This window comes from Marivita sp. (genome assembly GCF_020055675.1).
Classification (GTDB): Bacteria; Pseudomonadota; Alphaproteobacteria; order Rhodobacterales; family Rhodobacteraceae; genus Marivita.
Genome location: NZ_JAIPUS010000001.1, coordinates 158857 through 178212 on the forward strand (window position 1 = coordinate 158857; position 19356 = coordinate 178212).

The 19356-nt window shown below is 60.7% G+C and carries 20 protein-coding genes; 14 read left to right on the plus strand and 6 right to left on the minus strand.

Annotated features, from left to right (window positions below):
* Positions 1-129 precede the first annotated feature (129 nt).
* The gene (locus LCF59_RS00740) at positions 130-1359 is read right to left on the minus strand and encodes an argininosuccinate synthase (protein ID WP_292284640.1); all 1230 of its coding nucleotides are present in this window, start codon (positions 1357-1359) and stop codon (positions 130-132) included.
* Positions 1360-1459: 100 nt separating this feature from the next.
* On the opposite strand from LCF59_RS00740, the gene LCF59_RS00745 reads away from it, so the two are divergent.
* Together LCF59_RS00745 and ilvA are read left to right on the plus strand one after the other, a co-directional pair.
* Positions 1460-2215: a hypothetical protein gene (locus LCF59_RS00745; RefSeq protein ID WP_292284642.1), complete on the plus strand. Its 756-nt coding sequence runs from the start codon at positions 1460-1462 to the stop codon at positions 2213-2215.
* A 25-nt stretch (positions 2216-2240) separates the two neighbouring features.
* Complete coding sequence (ilvA, locus tag LCF59_RS00750) at positions 2241-3467, plus strand: threonine ammonia-lyase IlvA (RefSeq protein ID WP_292284644.1); 1227 nt, start codon at positions 2241-2243, stop codon at positions 3465-3467.
* Positions 3468-3473: 6 nt separating this feature from the next.
* On the opposite strand, the gene LCF59_RS00755 is transcribed toward ilvA, so the two are convergent.
* Positions 3474-3794 carry an Hpt domain-containing protein gene (locus LCF59_RS00755; RefSeq protein WP_292284646.1) on the minus strand — a complete coding sequence of 107 codons (321 nt, stop codon included), beginning with the start codon at positions 3792-3794 and terminating at the stop codon, positions 3474-3476.
* A 153-nt stretch (positions 3795-3947) separates the two neighbouring features.
* Between LCF59_RS00755 and LCF59_RS00760 the strand changes: the two genes are divergently transcribed.
* Positions 3948-5213, plus strand: a complete 1266-nt coding sequence (locus LCF59_RS00760) for a SpoIIE family protein phosphatase (RefSeq protein WP_292284648.1) — start codon at positions 3948-3950, stop codon at positions 5211-5213.
* Here LCF59_RS00760 and LCF59_RS00765 read toward each other — a convergent pair.
* Complete coding sequence (locus LCF59_RS00765) at positions 5181-5645, minus strand: NUDIX hydrolase (protein WP_292284650.1); 465 nt, start codon at positions 5643-5645, stop codon at positions 5181-5183. The two genes, LCF59_RS00760 and LCF59_RS00765, sit on opposite strands and share 33 nt — an antisense overlap.
* Before the next feature lie 88 nt (positions 5646-5733).
* Between LCF59_RS00765 and LCF59_RS00770 the strand changes: the two genes are divergently transcribed.
* The 8 genes from LCF59_RS00770 to LCF59_RS00805 all read left to right on the plus strand — a co-directional run bounded on the left by LCF59_RS00770 (position 5734) and on the right by LCF59_RS00805 (position 14890).
* Positions 5734-6726, plus strand: a complete 993-nt coding sequence (locus LCF59_RS00770) for an Hsp33 family molecular chaperone HslO (protein WP_292284652.1) — start codon at positions 5734-5736, stop codon at positions 6724-6726.
* Positions 6710-7315, plus strand: a complete 606-nt coding sequence (locus LCF59_RS00775; RefSeq protein ID WP_292284654.1) for a CoA pyrophosphatase — start codon at positions 6710-6712, stop codon at positions 7313-7315. Before LCF59_RS00770 ends, LCF59_RS00775 begins: the two co-directional genes overlap by 17 nt.
* The gene (locus LCF59_RS00780; protein ID WP_292284656.1) at positions 7312-8457 is read left to right on the plus strand and encodes a CCA tRNA nucleotidyltransferase; all 1146 of its coding nucleotides are present in this window, start codon (positions 7312-7314) and stop codon (positions 8455-8457) included. Before LCF59_RS00775 ends, LCF59_RS00780 begins: the two co-directional genes overlap by 4 nt.
* 142 nt (positions 8458-8599) lie before the next feature.
* Entirely contained in the window at positions 8600-10444 is a 1845-nt protein-coding gene (locus LCF59_RS00785) for an ABC transporter ATP-binding protein (protein WP_292284658.1), read from the plus strand.
* Entirely contained in the window at positions 10444-12297 is a 1854-nt protein-coding gene (locus LCF59_RS00790) for an ABC transporter ATP-binding protein (protein ID WP_292285008.1), read from the plus strand. Before LCF59_RS00785 ends, LCF59_RS00790 begins: the two co-directional genes overlap by 1 nt.
* Before the next feature lie 39 nt (positions 12298-12336).
* On the plus strand, positions 12337-13557 hold the full coding sequence (locus tag LCF59_RS00795; RefSeq protein WP_292284659.1) for a class I SAM-dependent RNA methyltransferase: 1221 nt from the start codon (positions 12337-12339) through the stop codon (positions 13555-13557).
* 11 nt (positions 13558-13568) lie between these two features.
* Positions 13569-14333 (plus strand): ion transporter, encoded by a 765-nt coding sequence (locus LCF59_RS00800; protein ID WP_292284660.1) that lies wholly within the window; start codon positions 13569-13571, stop codon positions 14331-14333.
* Positions 14334-14404: 71 nt separating this feature from the next.
* Positions 14405-14890 (plus strand): L,D-transpeptidase family protein, encoded by a 486-nt coding sequence (locus LCF59_RS00805; protein ID WP_292284662.1) that lies wholly within the window; start codon positions 14405-14407, stop codon positions 14888-14890.
* Positions 14891-14905: 15 nt separating this feature from the next.
* Here the strand turns inward: LCF59_RS00805 and LCF59_RS00810 are convergent, their stop codons facing one another.
* Entirely contained in the window at positions 14906-15460 is a 555-nt protein-coding gene (locus LCF59_RS00810; RefSeq protein WP_292284664.1) for a CAP domain-containing protein, read from the minus strand.
* A gap of 172 nt (positions 15461-15632) precedes the next feature.
* Here LCF59_RS00810 and LCF59_RS00815 point away from each other — a divergent pair, with 172 nt between their 5' ends.
* Complete coding sequence (locus tag LCF59_RS00815) at positions 15633-16232, plus strand: L,D-transpeptidase (RefSeq protein ID WP_292284666.1); 600 nt, start codon at positions 15633-15635, stop codon at positions 16230-16232.
* Positions 16233-16381: 149 nt separating this feature from the next.
* The gene (locus LCF59_RS00820) at positions 16382-16573 is read left to right on the plus strand and encodes a ferrochelatase (RefSeq protein WP_292284668.1); all 192 of its coding nucleotides are present in this window, start codon (positions 16382-16384) and stop codon (positions 16571-16573) included.
* A gap of 84 nt (positions 16574-16657) precedes the next feature.
* Here LCF59_RS00820 and hemH read toward each other — a convergent pair whose 3' ends face one another.
* Together hemH and LCF59_RS00830 are read right to left on the minus strand one after the other, a co-directional pair.
* Positions 16658-17722 (minus strand): ferrochelatase, encoded by a 1065-nt coding sequence (gene hemH / locus LCF59_RS00825; RefSeq protein ID WP_292284670.1) that lies wholly within the window; start codon positions 17720-17722, stop codon positions 16658-16660.
* Positions 17723-17777: 55 nt separating this feature from the next.
* Positions 17778-18599, minus strand: coding sequence for a methyltransferase domain-containing protein (locus LCF59_RS00830; RefSeq protein WP_292284671.1), 822 nt, complete (start codon positions 18597-18599; stop codon positions 17778-17780).
* 14 nt (positions 18600-18613) lie between these two features.
* Here LCF59_RS00830 and LCF59_RS00835 point away from each other — a divergent pair, with 14 nt between their 5' ends.
* Positions 18614-19330 (plus strand): double zinc ribbon domain-containing protein, encoded by a 717-nt coding sequence (locus LCF59_RS00835; RefSeq protein ID WP_292285010.1) that lies wholly within the window; start codon positions 18614-18616, stop codon positions 19328-19330.
* Positions 19331-19356: the final 26 nt, after the last annotated feature.

A 19356-nucleotide genomic window follows, 5' to 3' on the forward strand; every position in this document is an offset into this window, starting at 1 on the left:
TACGTCTACGTTGGCATGAGTGTTTGCCGCTGGTCACGGGCCACATATCGCCCCGGAGGGGATATCAACGCAGCGCCCGGCGTTGTCATGGCCATGGGGCCCGTCGAAGGTCGACGGGCTGTTCCATGTTCACTTGTCTGCCAGGCGCCGGTTCCGCGCCGCCAGAAGTTTCAGGCGCAGCGCGTTGAGCTGGATGAATCCCTGCGCGTCTTTCTGATCGTAGGCGCCGGCATCTTCCTCGAAGGTGACATGCGCCTCGGAGTAGAGAGAGTGGTCGGACCAGCGGGCGACCGTGTTGACTGATCCCTTGTAGAGCTTCACGCGGACCGTGCCGGTAACCTGCTCCTGGCTCTTGTCTATCAGCGCCTGCATCATCTCGCGCTCCGGCGAATACCAGAAGCCGTTATAGACCAATTCCGCATAGCGCGGCATGATCGAATCCTTCAGGTGGCCCGCGCCGCTGTCCAGCGTGATCTGTTCGATCCCGCGATGCGCCTCGAGCAGAACCGTGCCGCCCGGTGTCTCATAAATGCCACGCGACTTCATCCCGACGAAGCGGTTTTCAACGAGGTCGAGCCGCCCGATACCATGCTTTCCGCCGAGCTCGTTCAGCTTGGTCAGGATCGTGGCAGGGCTCATCGCTTCGCCATTGATCGCAACGGCATCGCCCTTTTCGAAGGTGATCTCGACCATCTCGGGTGTGTCGGGCGCGTCTTCGGGATGCACGGTGCGCTGGTAGACGTAATCGGGCGCTTCCTGCGCCGGGTCTTCGAGCACCTTGCCCTCGGAAGAGGTGTGCAGAAGGTTCGCATCGACCGAAAACGGCGCTTCGCCGCGCTTGTCCTTTGCAATCGGGATCTGGTTCTTTTCGGCAAAATCCAGCAGCCTGGTGCGCGAGGAAAGATCCCATTCCCGCCATGGCGCAATGACCTTGATATCCGGGTTGAGCGCATAGGCCGCCAGCTCGAACCGAACCTGGTCGTTGCCTTTGCCGGTTGCCCCGTGACTGACCGCGTCGGCCCCGGTCTCCGCCGCGATCTTGACCAGGCGCTTGGAAATCAGCGGGCGGGCAATCGAGGTGCCGAGCAGGTACAACCCCTCATAAAGCGCATTCGCGCGGAACATCGGAAAGACAAAATCACGCACGAATTCTTCGCGGATATCCTCGATATAGATGTTCTCGGGCTTGATCCCCAGCATGACCGCCTTTTCGCGCGCCGGTTCAAGCTCTTCTCCCTGGCCCAGATCGGCGGTGAAGGTGACCACGTCGCAGCCATACTCGGTTTGCAACCATTTGAGGATGATCGAGGTATCGAGGCCACCGGAATAGGCCAGCACAACTTTTTTGGGCGCAGACATGGGTTTTCCTTTAACGGGTTTGCCGGGGCGATTACTTGTTTTTCCGGACAGGGGCAAGAAGTGGCTGCTTGGCAGGCTTCACAAGAGCAGGATGATACGCATGGCGCAGGGTTGGCTGATTTTCCGACATTCCTTCAACCTGTTGATGGAAAATCTCGAACAGGCGTTCCGCCTGTCATTATTGCTGTACCTGGTTCAGAGTTCATACGTGATTTACGTTTTTTTCAACCCGCCGCAAACAACCGAAATGGAAGGCATGCAGGTCATGGTGACAGCGCCCGAAGACATGCTGCCAACCGTTTTCTTCGGTTTTATCGCCATTGTCGGAAGCGTCTGGATCGCCGTCGCATGGCACCGGTTCGCATTGAACGGGGAGGTGACGCGCGGGTGGCTTCCAGAGTTTCGAGGATCATTGATCCTCGGGTATCTGGGGCGGTCGATCCTGATCGGAGCCTTGGTGATTTTTGGCGTCATTGTCCTGTCGATCCCGATCAGCATCATCGCGATCGGGCTACCGGGGTTGGCCGGGCTGATGACATTGATCATGATCGGGGCAGGGGCCTATTTCTTTTTCCGGCTCGGGATCATGTTGCCGGCCGCAGCGGTGGGTGAGCACCTTACATTGGCGGATGCATGGGATGCGACCAGCGGAAAAAGCGACACGATCCTGACACTGGCCTTGATCGTGGTCGGTGGCAGTGTCGTGATCCAGCTTCCCTCGCAATTCAACGATGCGCCCGATTCGACCATCACCCTTGTTTACACTCTGGTCGTGAACTGGTTCGCCACGATCATCGGGATTTCTGTTCTGACGACGCTTTATGGGCATTACGTCGAAGAGCGGCCCATCAACTGACCTCTGTTTCCCTGAAGGGGGATCAATGACCGACTTTGCTCAATCAGCGCGTGATGCGACCCAGGCGATGCGCGACGTGTTTCCGCAGACGCCTCTTTTGCGCAATGCGCATCTGTCCGATCTTTACGATGCCAACATCTATCTCAAACGCGAGGATCTCTCGCCGGTGCGCAGCTACAAACTGCGCGGTGCATTCAATGCCATGCGCAAACGGCCCGACGCCAATCTCTTTGTTTGTGCCAGTGCCGGAAACCATGCGCAGGGCGTTGCGTATATGTGCCGACATTTCGGCAAGAGCGGCGTGATCTTCATGCCGGTGACAACGCCGCAGCAGAAGATCCAGAAAACAGCGATGTTCGGCGGCGACAGCATCGAGATCCGCCTGACCGGGGATTACTTCGACGATACTTTGGCGGCGGCACAGGCGTTTTGCGCCGAAGCGGGTGGGCACTTCCTGTCACCCTTCGACGACGAGGATGTGATCGAAGGGCAGGGCAGCGTGGGTGTCGAAATCCTCGCACAACTGGGCGGAATGCCCGATCATATCGTCTTGCCCGTGGGGGGCGGTGGCTTGTCGGCAGGAATGCTCAGCTATCTTGGCACCGGGTGCCAATACACCTTCGTTGAACCGGCGGGCGGTGCCAGTTTGCGTGCGGCGCTCGAAGCCGGCCGGCCGGTGCGCCTGCCGCATGTGGATACATTTGCCGATGGTGCCGCGGTCGGGCAGATCGGGCAACGTACATTCGCGCGGTTGAAGGGGGTCGGATTGGCCAATACCCTGACAATTCGCGAGGATCGGCTGTGTACGACGATCCTGGAGATGCTGAATGTGGAAGGGATCGTCCTGGAGCCTGCCGGCGCGCTGTCTGTCGATGCCTTGCAGGATCTGGGCCAGTCGATTCGCGGGCGTACCGTTGTCTGCGTGACCACGGGTGGAAATTTCGATTTCGAACGCCTGCCCGAGGTGAAGGAGCGCGCCCAGAAATACCTTGGTTTGAAGAAATACTTTATCCTTCGCCTGCCGCAGCGACCGGGGGCGCTCAAGGATTTCCTGAACTTGCTTGGACCGGATGATGATATCTCGCGGTTCGAGTACCTGAAGAAATCCGCGCGCAATTACGGATCCGTCCTGATTGGAATCGAAACGCGTGACGCAGCGAATTTCGGTTTGTTATTCTCGAAGTTGGAAGAATCCGGGTTCACCTATCAGGATATCACCCATGACGATCTGCTGTCGCAGTTCGTGATCTGAGACTCGTCAGGCCGCGAATCGTTTGGCGTACCCCGCCTCGAAAAAACGGCGCGACCGGGCGTACAGATCCTTGAGCGTTGCAACATCAATCCCTGCGCTGTTCGCTTCGCCCTGGCTGCACACTGTGGAAAGGTCGGAAAAGCCGAGATTCAGGGCCGATCCCTTCAGAAAATGCATCAATTCGCGCATCTCTTCGGGGTTGTCAGCCGCGCCATCAAGGCGGAACAGCGTGTCCTCAACCTCCAGCAGGAACAGCTCCGCCACCTCGGCAAAATCCTCTGCGCCGATTTCATCCCGCAATTGTGCTACGCGACTCCAGTCTATCATGGACGCCTCCATCCTCAGGGATGCGTAGCAGAAAAGCATGACCATCCCTCGATACGCAAAGTTCGAATGAGGCGAATTTTAACATTCACCTGTGCTTAACTTCTGCGGCCTAGATCGGATGCGGGGGCCGACGCATTGGTTGGTAAATTGGTTATGGTACAGGACGCAGAATATGCGTTCCCTGATGTTCAGGACACTGAATTTCGCCGCGTTCTCGTGGTGGATGATAGCCTTGTGCAGCGTCGGATCCTCACCCTCATGCTGGAAAGATGGGGGTTTGATGTGATCGCAGCTGAAGATGCCGAACGCGGTCTGGCCCTGTGTGATGGCTTTCAGCCGGACTTCATCATTTCCGATTGGATGATGCCGGGAATGAGCGGGCTTGATTTCTGCACCGCCTTCCGGGCCGCGCCGCGTGACAGCTATGGCTATTTCATCCTCCTGACCTCGAAATCCGACAAAGCCGCCGTCGCCTCTGGCCTGGAATCGGGGGCGGATGATTTCCTGACCAAGCCTGTGAACGGGGACGAACTGCGCGCCCGTATCAATGCAGGGGCACGCATCCTGTCGATGGAGCGGGAACTGAAGGCAAAGAACCGCGTGATCGCGGACACATTGTCCCAGCTTCAGACGATTCACGCGTCCATCGACAAGGATCTGCAACAGGCACGCGTGCTGCAGCAATCGCTCATGCCGCTGCGTCAGGCCACTTTCGGCCAAAACCGGGTGAGCGTCCTGCTGCGCTCCTGCGGTCATGTCGGCGGTGATCTTGCCGGTATGTTTGGCGCAGACTCCGGCGATTTCGGCCTGTTCAGTCTTGATGTGTCCGGGCATGGTATCACCTCCGCCATGATGACCGCACATGTCGCGGGCTATCTAAGTGCGGAGTATCCCGGCGAAAACCTGGCGCTGACACGACAGGGGGAGGAGCTTGTTTTCTTGCCGCCGCACCGTGTGGCGGCGCGGCTCAACGCGCGGGTGGCGGGCCAACAAGGGGTTACTGAATACCTGACACTGGCCTATGTCCATGTCTGCCCGTCAACCGGGATCGCGCGGTTCGTGCAGGCGGGGCATCCGCCGCCGCTCTTGCTGCGCCGGAACGGCGACGCGGCGTTTATCGGCACCGGCGGTCTGCCGGTCGGCCTCATCAAGGACGCCACATTCGAGGACCACGCGATCCAGTTGGCGCCCGGGGATCGTTTGCTGCTCTATTCCGACGGCTTCACCGAGGCGCGCATGCCGGACCAGACCATGCTCGAGGAAGACGGCCTGTTGCGGCTTGTCCAATCGCTCCCGCCGGACAAGACCGGGCCGGATTTCCTCGATGCGCTCTACGATGCGCTTTCGGTGGCCGCGCAGGGTACCGATGACTTTGCCGATGATATTTCAGCCGCGCTTCTGGAATACAGCGGCGCGTGACGCAAAGCGCGCAACGAACGCGCGGTCGCCGGAATTGGCAAGCTCTGGCATTGCATCGTCAATGGTCATCCAGAGCGCGGTGTGACCCGGCTCTGACGGAGCGCTGTATTGCATCACGGGCAACGCCATGTAGATCAGGCATATCTTTTCCGCCCAAAGATCGTATTCCGGCATATAGGTGAACCGGCGATACGCACCCAGCCGCTGCGCTCGTGCGATCCGCCAGCCGGTTTCTTCGTACACCTCCCGGATCAATGCCTGCACGGGTGATTCACCGGGGTCGAGTCCTCCGCCGGGCAATTGAACCTCCGGCTCTGGCGCGTCCTGATGCGTGAGCAGAAGCCCGTCCCCCATGGGCAGAATCGCGTATGCGCCCGTGCGCTGAATATAGGATCGCCCGTTTTCCGGCGGGTCGCCAAACCTGCGCATCATGCCAAACCCCGTTCGCCCCCCTTGGACCTGTGCCTGTGTCGTTTATATAGTCACGAACATGCCCGAAGACGGCAAGCAAGGAAATTTCATGACACTTGGTTCGAAACTCGCCTGGGACGATACCGTCCTGCCATTCCAACTTGACCACTCGGACACGCGGGGTCGTGTGGCGCGGCTGGACGGTGTGCTGAGCGGCATTCTCAAGCAGCACGATTATCCGCCGGCCGTCGAAGCGTTGGTGGCCGAGATGGCGCTGCTGACCGCGCTCATCGGCCAGACGATCAAGTTGCGCTGGAAGCTGTCGCTCCAGGTGCAGTCCAAAGGCGCTGTGCGCATGATCGCCACCGATTTCTATGCCCCGGAGTCCGAAGGCGATCCCGCCTTGATCCGTGCCTATGCGAGCTTTGATCCTGCCAAGGTCACGGATGGCCCGGCGATGGAACAGATCGGAGACGGCTATTTCGCGATCCTGATGGACCAGGGTCAAGGGATGCAGCCTTACCAGGGGATCACGCCACTCTCTGGCGACTCGCTGGCCAGCTGCGCAGAGGCGTATTTTGCGCAATCCGAACAATTGCCGACCAGGTTCGCGCTCAGCTTTGGACAATCACTGGAGCCGGGTGTCGCGCAGCATTGGCGTGCGGGCGGTATCATGATCCAGCATATGCCCAAAGCGTCGCCCTTCGCCTCCGAAGAGGGCGGATCCGGAGAGGAAGGGTTGCTTTTGGCCGATGATCTTCTGGACGCGGAGGAGGGCGAGAACTGGAACCGCGTCAACAGCCTTCTCGCCACGGTCGAGGAAATCGAGTTGATCGGACCCTCGCTGCCAGCGACGGATCTGCTCTTCCGCCTCTTTCACGAGGAAAAGCCGCGGGTTTTCGACGCCATGCCGGTACGCTTTGGCTGCACCTGTTCCGAAGACCGCGTGCGGCAAAGCCTGTCGATCTATTCCGCCAAGGATATCGCGAAGATGACAACCGACGACGGCCGGGTCACGGCGGACTGTCAATTCTGCGGCGCGCATTACGATCTGGACCCGGCCACAGTCGGGTTCGAGGCGGACGATGCGTCGGGTGAATGACCGTGCCCGGCTTGTGGCCGCGTTGGAGCAGAACACGGTCGCGTCGTCCGATTTCGATCTGAACGCGGATATTGCCTTGCCGGTGGGGCGCAAACTGCGGCTCGCGGGCGTTCTGGTGCCGATCCTGCCCACGTCGAAAGGTGCCGATGTATTGCTGACCAAGCGGTCGTCCCGGCTCAAGCATCATCCGGGCCAAATCGCTTTCCCCGGCGGCAAACAGGACGAGGGCGATTCGAGTGTGATCGACGCGGCCTTGCGCGAGGCGGAAGAAGAGGTCGGGTTGCCGCGCGATCACGTCGCGCCCCTTGGCACGCTGCCGACCCACGAAACGGTGACGGGCTTCCTTGTCACACCCGTTTTGGGGTGGATCGACCGCCCCTTCGACATCGTGTCCGAGATCGGAGAGGTTGCCGAGGTGTTTCGTGTGCCGCTGGCCCATGTGACCGAAACGCGTCTCTATTCCGTCCAGTCCCGCCGTTGGCGTGGCACCCTGCGCAATTACTATACAGTTCCCTTCGGACCCTATTACATCTGGGGGGCCACGGCGCGTATCCTGCGCGGGCTGGCCGAGCGGATGGAGAGGCTATGAAGGTTACAGGCGACTGGCTGACGCGGGACAGCACGCAGGCGGTGTTCGCGGCACTCCAGGTTCAAGGGCATGTCGCCCTGGCCGTGGGGGGATGCGTGCGCAACGCGCTGATGCAGGTGCCGGTGACCGATGTGGATATTGCCACCGATGCCACGCCCGAACAGGTTCAGGATTTGGCCAGGGCCGCCAACCTGAAATCCGTCCCGACCGGCATCGACCACGGCACCATCACCGTCGTGGCAGACAAGCTCGGATACGAGATCACGACGTTTCGCGCGGACACCGAAACCGACGGACGGCACGCCATCGTGCGCTTTTCAACCGATATCACAGAGGATGCAAAGCGGCGCGATTTCACCATGAACGCGCTTTATGCCCATGCGGACGGCACGGTGATCGACCCGCTGACCGGGCTTGCTGACCTCAAGGCGCGGCGCGTGCGTTTCATCGGGGACGCGCATGCGCGGATCACCGAAGATTACTTGCGAATCCTGCGGTTTTTCCGGTTTTCCGCGTGGTACGGCAACGCGGATCACGGGTTCGATGCCGATGCTCTTGCCGCGATTGCCGAGACACGTGAAGGTTTGGCGGGCCTGTCCCGCGAACGCGTCGGCGCCGAAATGATCAAGCTGTTGTCAGCCCCGGACCCGTCTCCGGCGATTGCATCAATGGCGCTGGTCGGGGTGTTGCACGCAACGCTTCCCGGCAGTCAAGCGCGCGCGCTTGGCCCGCTTGTGCATCTGGAACAGAGCGTCGACCGCGCGCCCGATCCGTTGGTGCGACTTGCGGCGCTGGGCGTTTTTGATGGCACTGCCCTTCGCCTGTCGAAGAAGGATCAAAAGCGACTTGCGCAGTATCAGAGCCTGATATCGACGGTCATGGCCCCGGCGGAACTGGGCTATCGGCATGGCAGGCGCATCGCACAGGATGTCATTCTGCTTCGCGCGGCGATGCTTGAAAGATCCCTCGACACATCAGATCTGGTCACGGCTGAAAAGGCTGCGACGCAGAGGTTCCCCGTGAAGCCCGGAGACTTGATGCCCGCCTATTCGGGCGCGGCGCTTGGCCAAAAGCTGCAGGAGGTCGAGGACCGGTGGATCGCGTCAGGCTTCGCGTTGTCGCGGGACGAGCTTCTCGACTGAGTCGGGATCCTATCGCGAAAAAAACCCGCGCTAGACTTTCGCCGCGATAGAGACAACACCGGGGATTGCATTATCTCTTGTCACGGCGCGGCCGCGGATGGCGGCGGCAATGGCCTCAATCCAAGCTTCAGGAGTCCGTCGGGTGTTCCGTTTCTTCGAAAATCTGGTGGACCCCTACGTTTCCTACGAGGAAAAGGACACGCCGCCGCAGCGGCTTTTGCCCTTCATGCTGGATTATGCCCGTCCGTTCCGTCGCATCTTTGCCTATACCGCCATGATGTCGGTGGTGATCGCCGCGATCGAGATCGGACTGATCTGGGCAATGGGCTGGGTCGTCGACATTCTCGCGGGTGATCCTGCCGAGGTATGGCAGGCGCATGGAGGCACTTTGATCGCCCTGGCGGTGTTCATCCTGTTGATCCGCCCTTTGTTGCAGGCGTTGGACGTGCTGCTTTTGAACAATACGATCCTGCCGAATTTCGGCACCCTGATCCGGTGGCGCGCGCATAAACACGTGTTGCGCCAATCCATTGGCTGGTTCGAAAACGATTTCGCCGGGCGCATTGCAAACCGGATCATGCAAACACCCCCCGCCGCCGGCGAAGCGGTGTTCCAGGTTTTCGATGCGATCACATACGCGCTGGCCTATGTTGTCGGTGCGCTGGTGCTGCTCGGGCAAGCCGATCCCCGGCTTGCCATCCCGCTGGTCGGCTGGCTGCTGCTTTACGGCGCGCTTGTCCGCTGGACCGTCAAACGTATCGGTCCGGCAAGCCAGGCCGCGTCCGACGCCCGGTCCGAAGTGACGGGCCGCGTGGTGGACAGCTACACCAACATCCATTCGGTCAAGATGTTCGCCCATGGCGCCAGCGAATTGACCTATGCCAAGGATGCGATCGAAAACACGCGCCGCACCTTCCAGACGGAAATGCGGCTTTTCACAATCATGGACATCGTGCTTGTCACGCTGAATGGTCTTTTGATCGTGGCCGTTGTCGGCTGGGCGTTCTGGCTCTGGATGCAGGGCCAGGCGAGCGTCGGGGTGGTTGCGGCCGCCACCACGCTGACGCTGCGGCTCAACTCCATGACCGGGTGGATCATGTGGGCGCTGACATCCTTCTTTCGCCAGCTTGGCATCGTTCGCGAAGGCATGCAGACCATCGCGCAACCGATCACGCTGGTCGACGATGCGGATGCGCAACCGCTCACGCTTGATCGGGGGCGGATCGAAATCCAGTCCCTGACACACCATTACGGGCGTGAAACCGGCGGTCTGGATAATATCAGCCTGATTATCGAACCGGGGGAAAAGGTGGGTCTGATCGGGCGGTCCGGCGCCGGGAAATCCACCTTGGTCAAACTCCTCCTGCGGTTTTACGACCCCGAGGGCGGGCGCATCCTGATCGACGGTCAGGATATCACCACCGTCACCCAGGATAGTCTGCGGCTGGCCATCGGCATGGTACAGCAGGACAGCTCCCTCTTGCACCGCTCCGTGCGAGACAACATCCTGTACGGCCGTCCCGATGCCACCGAAGCCGAACTGATCGCCGCCATCCGGCAAGCGCAGGCAGATGAATTCGTTCACACGCTCCAGGACCCTCGGGGTCGCACGGGATTGGACGCCCAAGTGGGCGAGCGCGGTGTGAAACTGTCCGGCGGACAGCGCCAACGCGTGAGCCTTGCCCGCGTGATCCTGAAGGATGCGCCGATCCTGCTTCTGGACGAAGCGACAAGCGCGCTCGATTCCGAGGTCGAGGCGGCGATACAGGACACGCTTTATGGCATGATGGAAGGCAAGACGGTGATCGCCATCGCGCACCGCCTGTCGACCATTGCCCATATGGACCGTATCCTGGTTATGGACCAGGGTCGGATCGTCGAAGAAGGTGCACATGACGCGCTCTTGGCGCAAGGCGGGCTCTATGCGGCGTTCTGGGCGCGGCAATCGGGCGGATTCATCGACCCGGACACGAAAGCGGCAGAATGATGCGAAATTTCTACCATGGCCTGATCCTGCGAGCGGGCAACCTGATCAATCCGAAATCACCGGCGCTGGGTGTGCCGCCACGCCAGCTTCGGGCGTTCATGGCTTGGTGCCTGCGCGGCGGGTGGCGTATCGTCTGGTTCGGTGTCCTGATCTCGGTTCTGGCGGGCATCACGGAAGTCGTCTCGATGCGGCTCCTGGGGTCGGTTGTCGATGCCGTTGCCGCCACACCTTCGAACGATTTTCTCGGTGAACATGGCTGGCTGGTCTTGGCCTGCGTCCTTGTTCTGCTGGTGGCGCGCCCGCTTTTGTTTGGCGGTCTGGCGCTGACGCAATCGGTGATGATCGGTCCGAACATCGGCATGCAGACGATGGCCCGCATGTTCCGCTGGACGCTGGGCCAGTCGGTGACATTCTTCGACAATGACTTTGCCGGCCGCCTGGCGCAGAAGAAGATGCAGGCCTCGACATCCCTGACGGAAATCGTGATCGAAACGGTGAACGCCGTGACCTTTGGACTGGCCACGGTTCTGGGCACGGCGGTCCTGGTGGGGGCGGTCAATCTGTGGATGGTGCTGGCCCTGGCGCTCTGGTTCGCGGTCTATGTCCTGTTCCTGCGCGTCATGCTGCCGATCATCCGCACGCGTTCTGCCGCGCGGGCCGAGGCGAAGGCGCAGGTCACCGGGCAGGTCGTGGACACGATCAGCAACATCAAGACGGTCAAGCTGTTCGCCGGAGACCGTCACGAAGACAGCAAGGCGCTGGGCGCAATGGAAGATCTGCGCCACACTGCCCTGCGCTTTGGCGAAGCGCAGACCCTGTTCCGGCTTGGCCTGATGTTCATCGCCGGTATCCTGCCCGTCGTCTTGGTGGCCATGGCCATCGCCCTGCGTGGCACCGGCGTGACACCGGGTGACGTGGCCGCTGTCGGAGCGGTGGGGATTCGCCTGTCACAGATGACCGGCTGGATCAGCTATACGATGATGGTGATCTATAGCCATCTGGGAGAGGTCGAGGACGGCATGAACACCCTCGCCCCGCCCGACCGGATCGAAGATGCGGCAGAGGCGCGCGATCTGGATGTGACCGATGGGGCAATCCGTTTCGAAACCGTATCATTTGCCTATGGCCAGCGCGATGGCGGGATCGAGAATGTCACGCTCGACATTCATCCAGGCGAAAAGCTCGCCATTGTCGGCGCGTCAGGTGCCGGCAAATCGACCCTCGTGTCTTTGCTGTTGCGGCTCTATGATACGGAAAAAGGCGCGATCAGCATCGACGGGCGGAACGTGATGCACGTCACACAGGAAAGCCTGCGGCGCCAGATCGGCATGGTCACGCAGGAAACCGCGATGTTCAATCGCTCCGCTCTTGACAATATCCGTTATGGACGGCCCGACGCCTCTGCCGAAGAGGTCTATGCCGCTGCCCGCAAAGCCGAGGCGCATGAGTTCATCCAGGACTTGTCCGACCATCGCGGGCGCAAGGGATACGAGGCGCATCTGGGTGAACGTGGTGTCAAGCTGTCCGGCGGTCAGCGGCAGCGCATCGCGCTCGCCCGTGCCATTCTCAAGGATGCGCCGATCCTCGTTCTGGACGAAGCGACAAGCGCGCTTGATTCCGAGGTCGAAGCCCAGATCCAGTCGGCACTGGAGCGGGTGATGCAGGGCAAGACGGTTCTTGCCATCGCGCACCGCCTGTCGACCATCGCCAGCATGGACCGGATCATTGTCATGGATCACGGCCATATCGCCGAGATGGGGACACATGACGACCTGTTGTCCAGGAACGGTCTTTATGCGCGCTATTGGGACAGGCAATCGGGTGGCTTCATCGGCGCGAAGGCGGCAGAATAGATCTCGACCCCCGCCCCGCGCTGAGGCACAAGCCGCATCATGACAACAGTAACGATCAAGCGCCTGGGCCATCTTGGTGACGGCATCGCCGACGGCCCGGTCTATGTGCCTGCCGCGCTTCCCGGTGAAGTGGTGAGCGGAACCCTAGTTGGCGATCACCTGCGCGACCCCAAGATCGATACGCCGTCCGGGCACCGGGTCAAACCGCCCTGCCAACATGCCAAATCCTGTGGCGGGTGCCAATTGCAGCACGCGGCGGATGCGTTCGTGTCCGACTGGAAGCGAGACGTGGTGCGACAGGCGCTCGCCGCGCATGGCATCGCGATTGATCTGCCGGCCCCGATCACCTCGCCGCCGCAGTCGCGCCGCCGCGCCACCTTTTCGGTGCGCCGCACCAAGAAAGGCGCGCTGGCCGGGTTTCACATGAAAGCGTCGGATACGATCATCGCGGTGACGAATTGCCAATTGGTGCATCCCGATTTGACAGCCGCCCTCCCGATGGTCGAGGCGCTGGGCATGTTGGGCGCGTCGCGCAAAGGCGAAATGTCGGTGCGTCTCACGCGGACCGATACCGGGCTGGACGTCGCGGTCTCCGGTGGCAAACCGATGGATATAGATCTGCACCAGGCGCTCGCCGGTCTGGCGCGGGAATACGATCTGGCCCGCATCTCGTGGGAGGGCGAGATTGCCCTGCAACGCCGCGCGCCGGTACTGCGGATTGGCCCGGCGGATGTCACAGTGCCGCCCGGTGCGTTCCTGCAAGCCACCCAACACGGCGAAACCGCGCTGATCACCGCGGTTGTTCAGGCTCTGACAGGGGCAAAACGCATCGTGGACCTGTTTTCGGGCTGCGGCACCTTTGCGCTGCCACTGGCGCAAAATGCCATGGTGCATGCCGTCGAAGGCGACCGCGACATGACCAATGCGCTGGACCAGGCCTGGCGCAACACAGCCGGTCTCAAGCGTATCACCCACGAGCCGCGCGACCTGTTTCGCAACCCTGTCCTGGCCGAGGACCTGGTGCGGTTCGACGCGGCCGTGATCGATCCGCCACGGGCCGGGGCCGGGGCCCAAGTGGCAGAGTTGGCACAGGCGCGGATTCCGCGGATTGCCCATGTGTCCTGCAACCCGGCGACCTTTGCGCGGGATTGTGCGACCCTGATCCGCGCGGGATACAGCCTTGATTGGGTAAGAGTGGTTGACCAGTTTCGATGGTCCACCCATGTGGAACTCGTGGCGCTGTTGCGTCTCGACGGATAAGAGGCAACGCAATGCGCAGCACGGTCGCGGACTTCATTGAACAAGGCTGGGTCACGAATTTCATCATCGGTGTGATCCTGTTCAACGCCATTCTTCTGGGCCTTGAAACATCGGATCAGGCGATGGCGGTGGCGGGACCGCTGATCCTCGCCCTCGATACCCTGTGCCTGTTCATCTTCGTCGTGGAAATCGCGCTCAAGATATTTGCGCATGGCTGGCGCTTTTTCCGCAGCGGCTGGAACCTTTTCGATTTCTTCATCGTCGGCATTGCCCTTGTGCCTGCAAGCCAGGGGTTCTCGGTGTTGCGGGCCCTGCGAATCCTGCGTGTGCTGCGCGTGATCTCGACGGCCCCGCGGCTGAGACGGGTGGTGGAAGGATTCGTCACCGCGCTTCCGGGCATGGGCAGCGTATTTCTCCTGATGGCGCTGATCTTCTATATCGCGTCGGTGATGGCGACCAAGCTGTTCGGTGATGCCTTTCCCGCTTGGTTCGGCGACCTTGGAAAGTCCGGCTATTCCCTGTTCCAGATCATGACGCTGGAATCCTGGTCCATGGGCATCGTGCGCCCGGTGATGGAGGTATTCCCCTGGGCGTGGGCGTTCTTTGTGCCGTTCATCATGGTCACGACCTTTGCTGTCGTGAACCTTCTGGTCGGCCTGATCGTGAATTCGATGCAGGACGCGCATGCCGAGGAATCGAACGAGCGCACGGATGCCTACCGCGACGAGGTGCTGGCCCGGCTCGAGGCGATTGAAAAACGCCTGAACGAGCGATGACATCACGCTTTTGTTTGTCGCCTCCGCAACAATTCGTGTAGCGTGGGGCAAAACAAACGAGCAGCTTTTTCATGTTACGAATTCTGTGCCTTCTGGCCTTGGCGCTTGGGCTCACCGCCTGTGGCAAGTTTCCGACCTATGATGGTCCCGAAGTGACCCGCGTGATCGTGCAAAAGGCGGATCGCAAGATGCACCTGCTGCATCATAACGCGATCCTGAAGACCTATGACGTCGGTCTCGGCTTTGCCCCCAATGGCCACAAGCAAGTCGAAGGGGACGGCAAAACCCCCGAAGGGGATTACCTGATCGACCGTCGCAACCCGAACAGCAGCTTCTACCTGTCGATCGGGATCGACTATCCGCGCCCCCGCGACATCGAATATGCCCGGTCCATGGGCAAATCGCCGGGCGGCGATATTTTCATTCATGGCCGGCCCTGGAAATACCGCAAGGGTGGGCGGGATTGGACATGGGGGTGCATTGCCGTGACCAACCGGGAGATGCGCGAGATTTACGCGATGGTGAAAAACGGCACGCCGATCACGATCAACCCGTAGGGTCCAGACCGCAGATCAGGATGGCGCGTTCATCGGGGTGAACCCGCTTTCGTCCGGCGAGCCAAGCACAAGGTTCCACCAAATCTTGCCATTGGATTCCTGGAACCAGGCAAAGCCCATGTCCCGCGCCGATGGATCGAGTATCACGGTGCGCGTGTTGTTGGCTTCCATCCAGGCGCCCAGTGTCTCAAGCTCGGTCTCATAGGTTTCCGAGATCGCTTCACCGACAAGCCGGCCGGTGTAGCCGGCGCGTTGAACCCGGTCGATCGGTGACGACCCGTCCGACCCGAAATGCCAAGGGCGGTTCTGCACGCTCATGTCACGGGAATGGGTCGCCGCGGCGGCAGTCAACCGGGCATTGAGTTCGAGCGCCGGTGCGCCGGACGCTTGCCGCAGCGCGTTGATCGCGTCGAGCATACGGAACTGGACGCGCGCGGTATCACCCGAGCGGATGCGATAGACCTTGGGCAGCGGCTTTCCGTCGGGGCCAAGCTGTGGGGGCGCGGGCGCGGTTGCGCACGCGGTCAAGGCAAATCCCGCAATCCCCAACAAGAACGTCGAACACTTCATTTCCAGCCACCCACTCCTGATCCTGCACGGGCTTATCCGCAGACATGGGTGGGATCAAACACACAAAACCGCGATTTGCCGAAATGACATTCCTTTGAATTGCGACTGAGGCATTCACGCCATATGCTAATCACGTTGAATCACGATATTTCCAATACGAGGGGCCACAGAGATGGCAAATTCACCGCGCTTTCCCGTGAACCGTCGCAGCTTTCTGGCTGGATCGGCTGCGATGATCGCAACGCCCGCGATTGCGCAGGATGTTAATGACGGGTCCACGGTCGAGATCGAGAGCGATATCACCTCGAACGTGCGCCGCAATATTTCGAGCTTCCGCACATTGGATTGGCGCCCGTATTTCAGCGACCTAAACAATGGCGCGATCCTGGTCGATATCGATTCGCGCGCCCTGCACTATTGGCAGGAAAATGGGAATTACCGGCTGTACCCATCCTCTGTCCCGTTGACAGACGATCTGACGCGCCGCGGCCGCACCAAGGTGACGTTCAAGGATCCCGAACCCGACTGGCGCCCGACGCCCTCGATGAAAGAACGGAACCCCGAGTGGCCGGATTACGTGCCTCCCGGTCCGGACAACCCCTTGGGCACCCGCGCGCTACATCTCAGCTGGACCTATTATCGCATCCACGGCACGCATGACACGCGCAAGATCGGACGGCGATCGTCCAATGGCTGCATCGGTTTGTACAACGAACATATCGAGGAACTTTACGGGCTGGCAGAAGTGGGCACTCAGGTGTTGCTAATTTGACGACATCACGTCGAGGTTGGAAAGTTGTGCAAGAAGATAGATTTGCATTTGCCATGATAAGCTGGTTAGACAGTTTTACGAGGTAAGTCTTGGGTGCTTGTCGCGTGTCACTTCTATGTGCACCGACTTGCGAATATCTGGAGGTTAATATGAAGAAACTCGTTCTCGCCGCTGCGTTCGCCGGTGCTGCTTCGACAGCAATGGCCGGTTCTTACGCAAAAGACGACGTGGTCATGGAGCCGGTTGTTGTTGTTGAAGAAGCACAGCAAAGCTCCTCGTCCGCAGGTCTTATCATCCCGCTGGTCGTGATCGCCCTGCTGGCTGCAGCAGCTTCCGACTGATCCACATCGGATGAACAGAATAGAAAAAGGCGGTGTGCAAACACCGCCTTTTTTTGTTCCGGGACCGGGGTATCCGGTCAGACGTCAATCAAGCCATCCGGTCATGTTCTCTTCGACGACCGCCGCGAGAGCCTTGATATGGGCCTCGTCATCATTGAGACACGGGATATAGGTGAAATGCTCGCCGCCCGCCTCTTCGAAACTCTCCTTGATCTCTTCGTTGATCTCTTCGAGCGTTTCGATGCAATCCGCTGAAAACGCGGGGGCACATACGGCGATGTTCTTTTTCCCGTCCTCTTCGGCCAGCCGTGCCACCTCTTCCACCGTATAGGGCTTGAGCCACTCTTCCGGACCGAATTTCGACTGGAACGTGGTGGTGATTTCCGTGTCCTCCCACCCCAGTCGCTCCTTCAGCAAGCGCGTGGTTTTCTGGCACTGGCAGTGGTACGGGTCGCCTTCCAGGAGGTATCGCTTGGGAACCCCATGGTAGGAACACACAAGGATATCGGGCCGCGTGTCGAGCTTGTCATAGGCCCGTTCGATGGATTGCGCGAGTGCTTCGATATACTTGGGGTGCTGGAAATAGGGCTCGACGGTGCGCACCGTGGGTTGCCACTTTTCGTCCATCAAGGCGCGGAAAAACTGGTCATTCGCGGTTGCGGATGTCGCCCCCGCATAATGCGGATAGAGCGGGAAAAACAGGATTTTCCGGCACCCCGCCTCGATCATGTTGCGGACCTTTGATTTCGTCGATGGATTTCCGTAGCGCATGCAGAAATCCACCATGACCTGATCGCCGTAGCGGTCCTGCATCGCCTTGCTCATCTTGGCGGTCTGGTCCTTGGTGATCGTCATGAGGGGGCTTTCGCCCTGCTCTTCGTTCCAGATCGACTTGTAGGCCTCACCCGAGCTGAACGGCCGCTTGGTCAGAATGATCAACTGCAAGAGCGGTTGCCAGAGCCATGGACTGTAGTCGATCACACGACGATCCGACAGGAATTCATTCAGATACCGCCGCATCGACCAGTAGTCATAGTTGTCCGGCGTGCCAAGATTGGCCAGGAGAACACCCACTTTCTCGGCCGGGATCTTGGGGTGGTCCGCCGGGGCGTGGGTGGGGCGTTGTGCTGTTTTCGTTGCATCCAACATCGGGCCTGAATCCTTGAACAGTTTAGCGGGCTAACTAACCTCTCCAGAGGTCAGGTCAATCTTTCACCGGCGTTTCCACCGCGTTGAGCGCATCAGCAAGCCGCTGCGACGCGGATCCGGGGCGCAATGGCTGTGGTTGCGACGCATCCGGGGCCCAGCCCGTCAGGGTCATGATCTCGAAGGTGGCAGTCACCCGCCCGGCCTGATCCGAATATGTATCGGCATAAAGCGCCATCGCCTTGGCCAGCACGTCCCGCCGTGTGAAATTTCGGACGCGCGCGGCCAGCGCGTTGCTTTCCCCCATCGCGCGCAGATCGCGCATCAGGTGCATCGGCGTCTCGTAGCTCGTGGTCAGAACCGCGCTGTCCGCGACCGGCAGGGCAAACCCGGCGCGCTGCAACAAGGCGCCCAGATCGCGGATATCCGCCATCGGCGCGACGCGGGGCGACAACCCGCCCGTCACCGCGATTTCCGCCTGCCCCATTGCCGCGCGCAATTCCCAAAGCGTCTGCCCGCCCAGCGTCAGAACCAGCATCAGACCATCGGGTTGAAGCGCCCGCCGACACTGGATCAACTGCCCGACGGGATCATTTGCCCAGTGCAGCGCCATGGCATGGATCACAAGGTCATGCGCAGCCTGTTCGAGGTCGAGAACCTCGGTATCTGCCACCAGCCGCGCCCCGGGAAAGCTGTCCTGCCAGATATGGGCAAATGGTGTGACGATCGCAGGCGATTGAAAGGATTTGTTAACGAACGACAGGCGATCCTGCACGTCGGCCCGCGCCTCTTCGTGCAGGAACAGCGCAGCGTCGGCGCGCGCCCGCGCCCGGTATCGGGCCAGCGCATCGCAGTCTGTCAGGATAGGAGTTTCGGACATGGGTGCCAGATAGGATGCTGCGGACCGGATTGCAAACCGCGCTGCGCATGGTCTACCCGCCGCGCTGCCTTGCCTGTGGCGGGTTGGTCGAACAGGACAACGGCCTGTGCGCATCCTGTTTCACACAGACACCGTTCATCACGGGGCTGGTCTGCGATTTATGCGGTATTCCCCTGCCCGGCCAATCGGACGAGGCGGTTCACTGCGATTCCTGTCTGTCGATGGCCCGTCCCTGGACCCGGGGTCGCGCCGCGCTGAGGTATGAAAGCGTTGGCCGCCGCCTTGTTCTCGCCCTCAAGCATGGGGACCGGCATGATATCGTCGGTACGGCCGCGGACTGGATGGCGCAGGCGGTGCCGCAATCCTTGCCCGATGACACCGTTGTGATTCCCGTGCCTTTGCACCTTACCCGTCTGCTGCGCAGGCGGTTCAACCAATCCGCGCTTCTGGCGCAGGCGGTCGCGCGACGGCTCGGCCTCGATTACATGCCCGACGCCCTGAACCGCACCCGGCGCACCGAATCGCTGAACGGTAAATCCCGCGATGCGCGGTATTGCGAGCTGTCGGACTCGATCACGGCCAATCCGCGCCGAGTGCAGAAACTGTGCGGCAGGCCGGTTCTGCTGGTCGATGACGTGATGACCTCCGGGGCCACGGTTTCGGCCTGCGCCACCGCGTGCCACGCGGCACAGAGCGGGGAGGTCACCGTTCTGGTCCTGGCCCGCGTTTAGAACGCCACAGGCTTTCTGCCCATGGC

What these genes read in the sequence shown, in the direction of transcription:
- LCF59_RS00740 (WP_292284640.1), bottom strand. Translation starts at nt 1,359, where the DNA reads ATGTCTGCGCCCAAAAAAGTTGTGCTGGCCTATTCCGGTGGCCTCGAT.
- LCF59_RS00745 (WP_292284642.1), top strand. Translation starts at nt 1,460, where the DNA reads ATGGCGCAGGGTTGGCTGATTTTCCGACATTCCTTCAACCTGTTGATG.
- ilvA (WP_292284644.1), top strand. Translation starts at nt 2,241, where the DNA reads ATGACCGACTTTGCTCAATCAGCGCGTGATGCGACCCAGGCGATGCGC.
- LCF59_RS00755 (WP_292284646.1), bottom strand. Translation starts at nt 3,794, where the DNA reads ATGATAGACTGGAGTCGCGTAGCACAATTGCGGGATGAAATCGGCGCA.
- LCF59_RS00760 (WP_292284648.1), top strand. Translation starts at nt 3,948, where the DNA reads ATGGTACAGGACGCAGAATATGCGTTCCCTGATGTTCAGGACACTGAA.
- LCF59_RS00765 (WP_292284650.1), bottom strand. Translation starts at nt 5,645, where the DNA reads ATGATGCGCAGGTTTGGCGACCCGCCGGAAAACGGGCGATCCTATATT.
- LCF59_RS00770 (WP_292284652.1), top strand. Translation starts at nt 5,734, where the DNA reads ATGACACTTGGTTCGAAACTCGCCTGGGACGATACCGTCCTGCCATTC.
- LCF59_RS00775 (WP_292284654.1), top strand. Translation starts at nt 6,710, where the DNA reads ATGCGTCGGGTGAATGACCGTGCCCGGCTTGTGGCCGCGTTGGAGCAG.
- LCF59_RS00780 (WP_292284656.1), top strand. Translation starts at nt 7,312, where the DNA reads ATGAAGGTTACAGGCGACTGGCTGACGCGGGACAGCACGCAGGCGGTG.
- LCF59_RS00790 (WP_292285008.1), top strand. Translation starts at nt 10,444, where the DNA reads ATGCGAAATTTCTACCATGGCCTGATCCTGCGAGCGGGCAACCTGATC.
- LCF59_RS00795 (WP_292284659.1), top strand. Translation starts at nt 12,337, where the DNA reads ATGACAACAGTAACGATCAAGCGCCTGGGCCATCTTGGTGACGGCATC.
- LCF59_RS00800 (WP_292284660.1), top strand. Translation starts at nt 13,569, where the DNA reads ATGCGCAGCACGGTCGCGGACTTCATTGAACAAGGCTGGGTCACGAAT.
- LCF59_RS00805 (WP_292284662.1), top strand. Translation starts at nt 14,405, where the DNA reads ATGTTACGAATTCTGTGCCTTCTGGCCTTGGCGCTTGGGCTCACCGCC.
- LCF59_RS00810 (WP_292284664.1), bottom strand. Translation starts at nt 15,460, where the DNA reads ATGAAGTGTTCGACGTTCTTGTTGGGGATTGCGGGATTTGCCTTGACC.
- LCF59_RS00815 (WP_292284666.1), top strand. Translation starts at nt 15,633, where the DNA reads ATGGCAAATTCACCGCGCTTTCCCGTGAACCGTCGCAGCTTTCTGGCT.
- LCF59_RS00820 (WP_292284668.1), top strand. Translation starts at nt 16,382, where the DNA reads ATGAAGAAACTCGTTCTCGCCGCTGCGTTCGCCGGTGCTGCTTCGACA.
- hemH (WP_292284670.1), bottom strand. Translation starts at nt 17,722, where the DNA reads ATGTTGGATGCAACGAAAACAGCACAACGCCCCACCCACGCCCCGGCG.
- LCF59_RS00830 (WP_292284671.1), bottom strand. Translation starts at nt 18,599, where the DNA reads ATGTCCGAAACTCCTATCCTGACAGACTGCGATGCGCTGGCCCGATAC.
- LCF59_RS00835 (WP_292285010.1), top strand. Translation starts at nt 18,614, where the DNA reads ATGCTGCGGACCGGATTGCAAACCGCGCTGCGCATGGTCTACCCGCCG.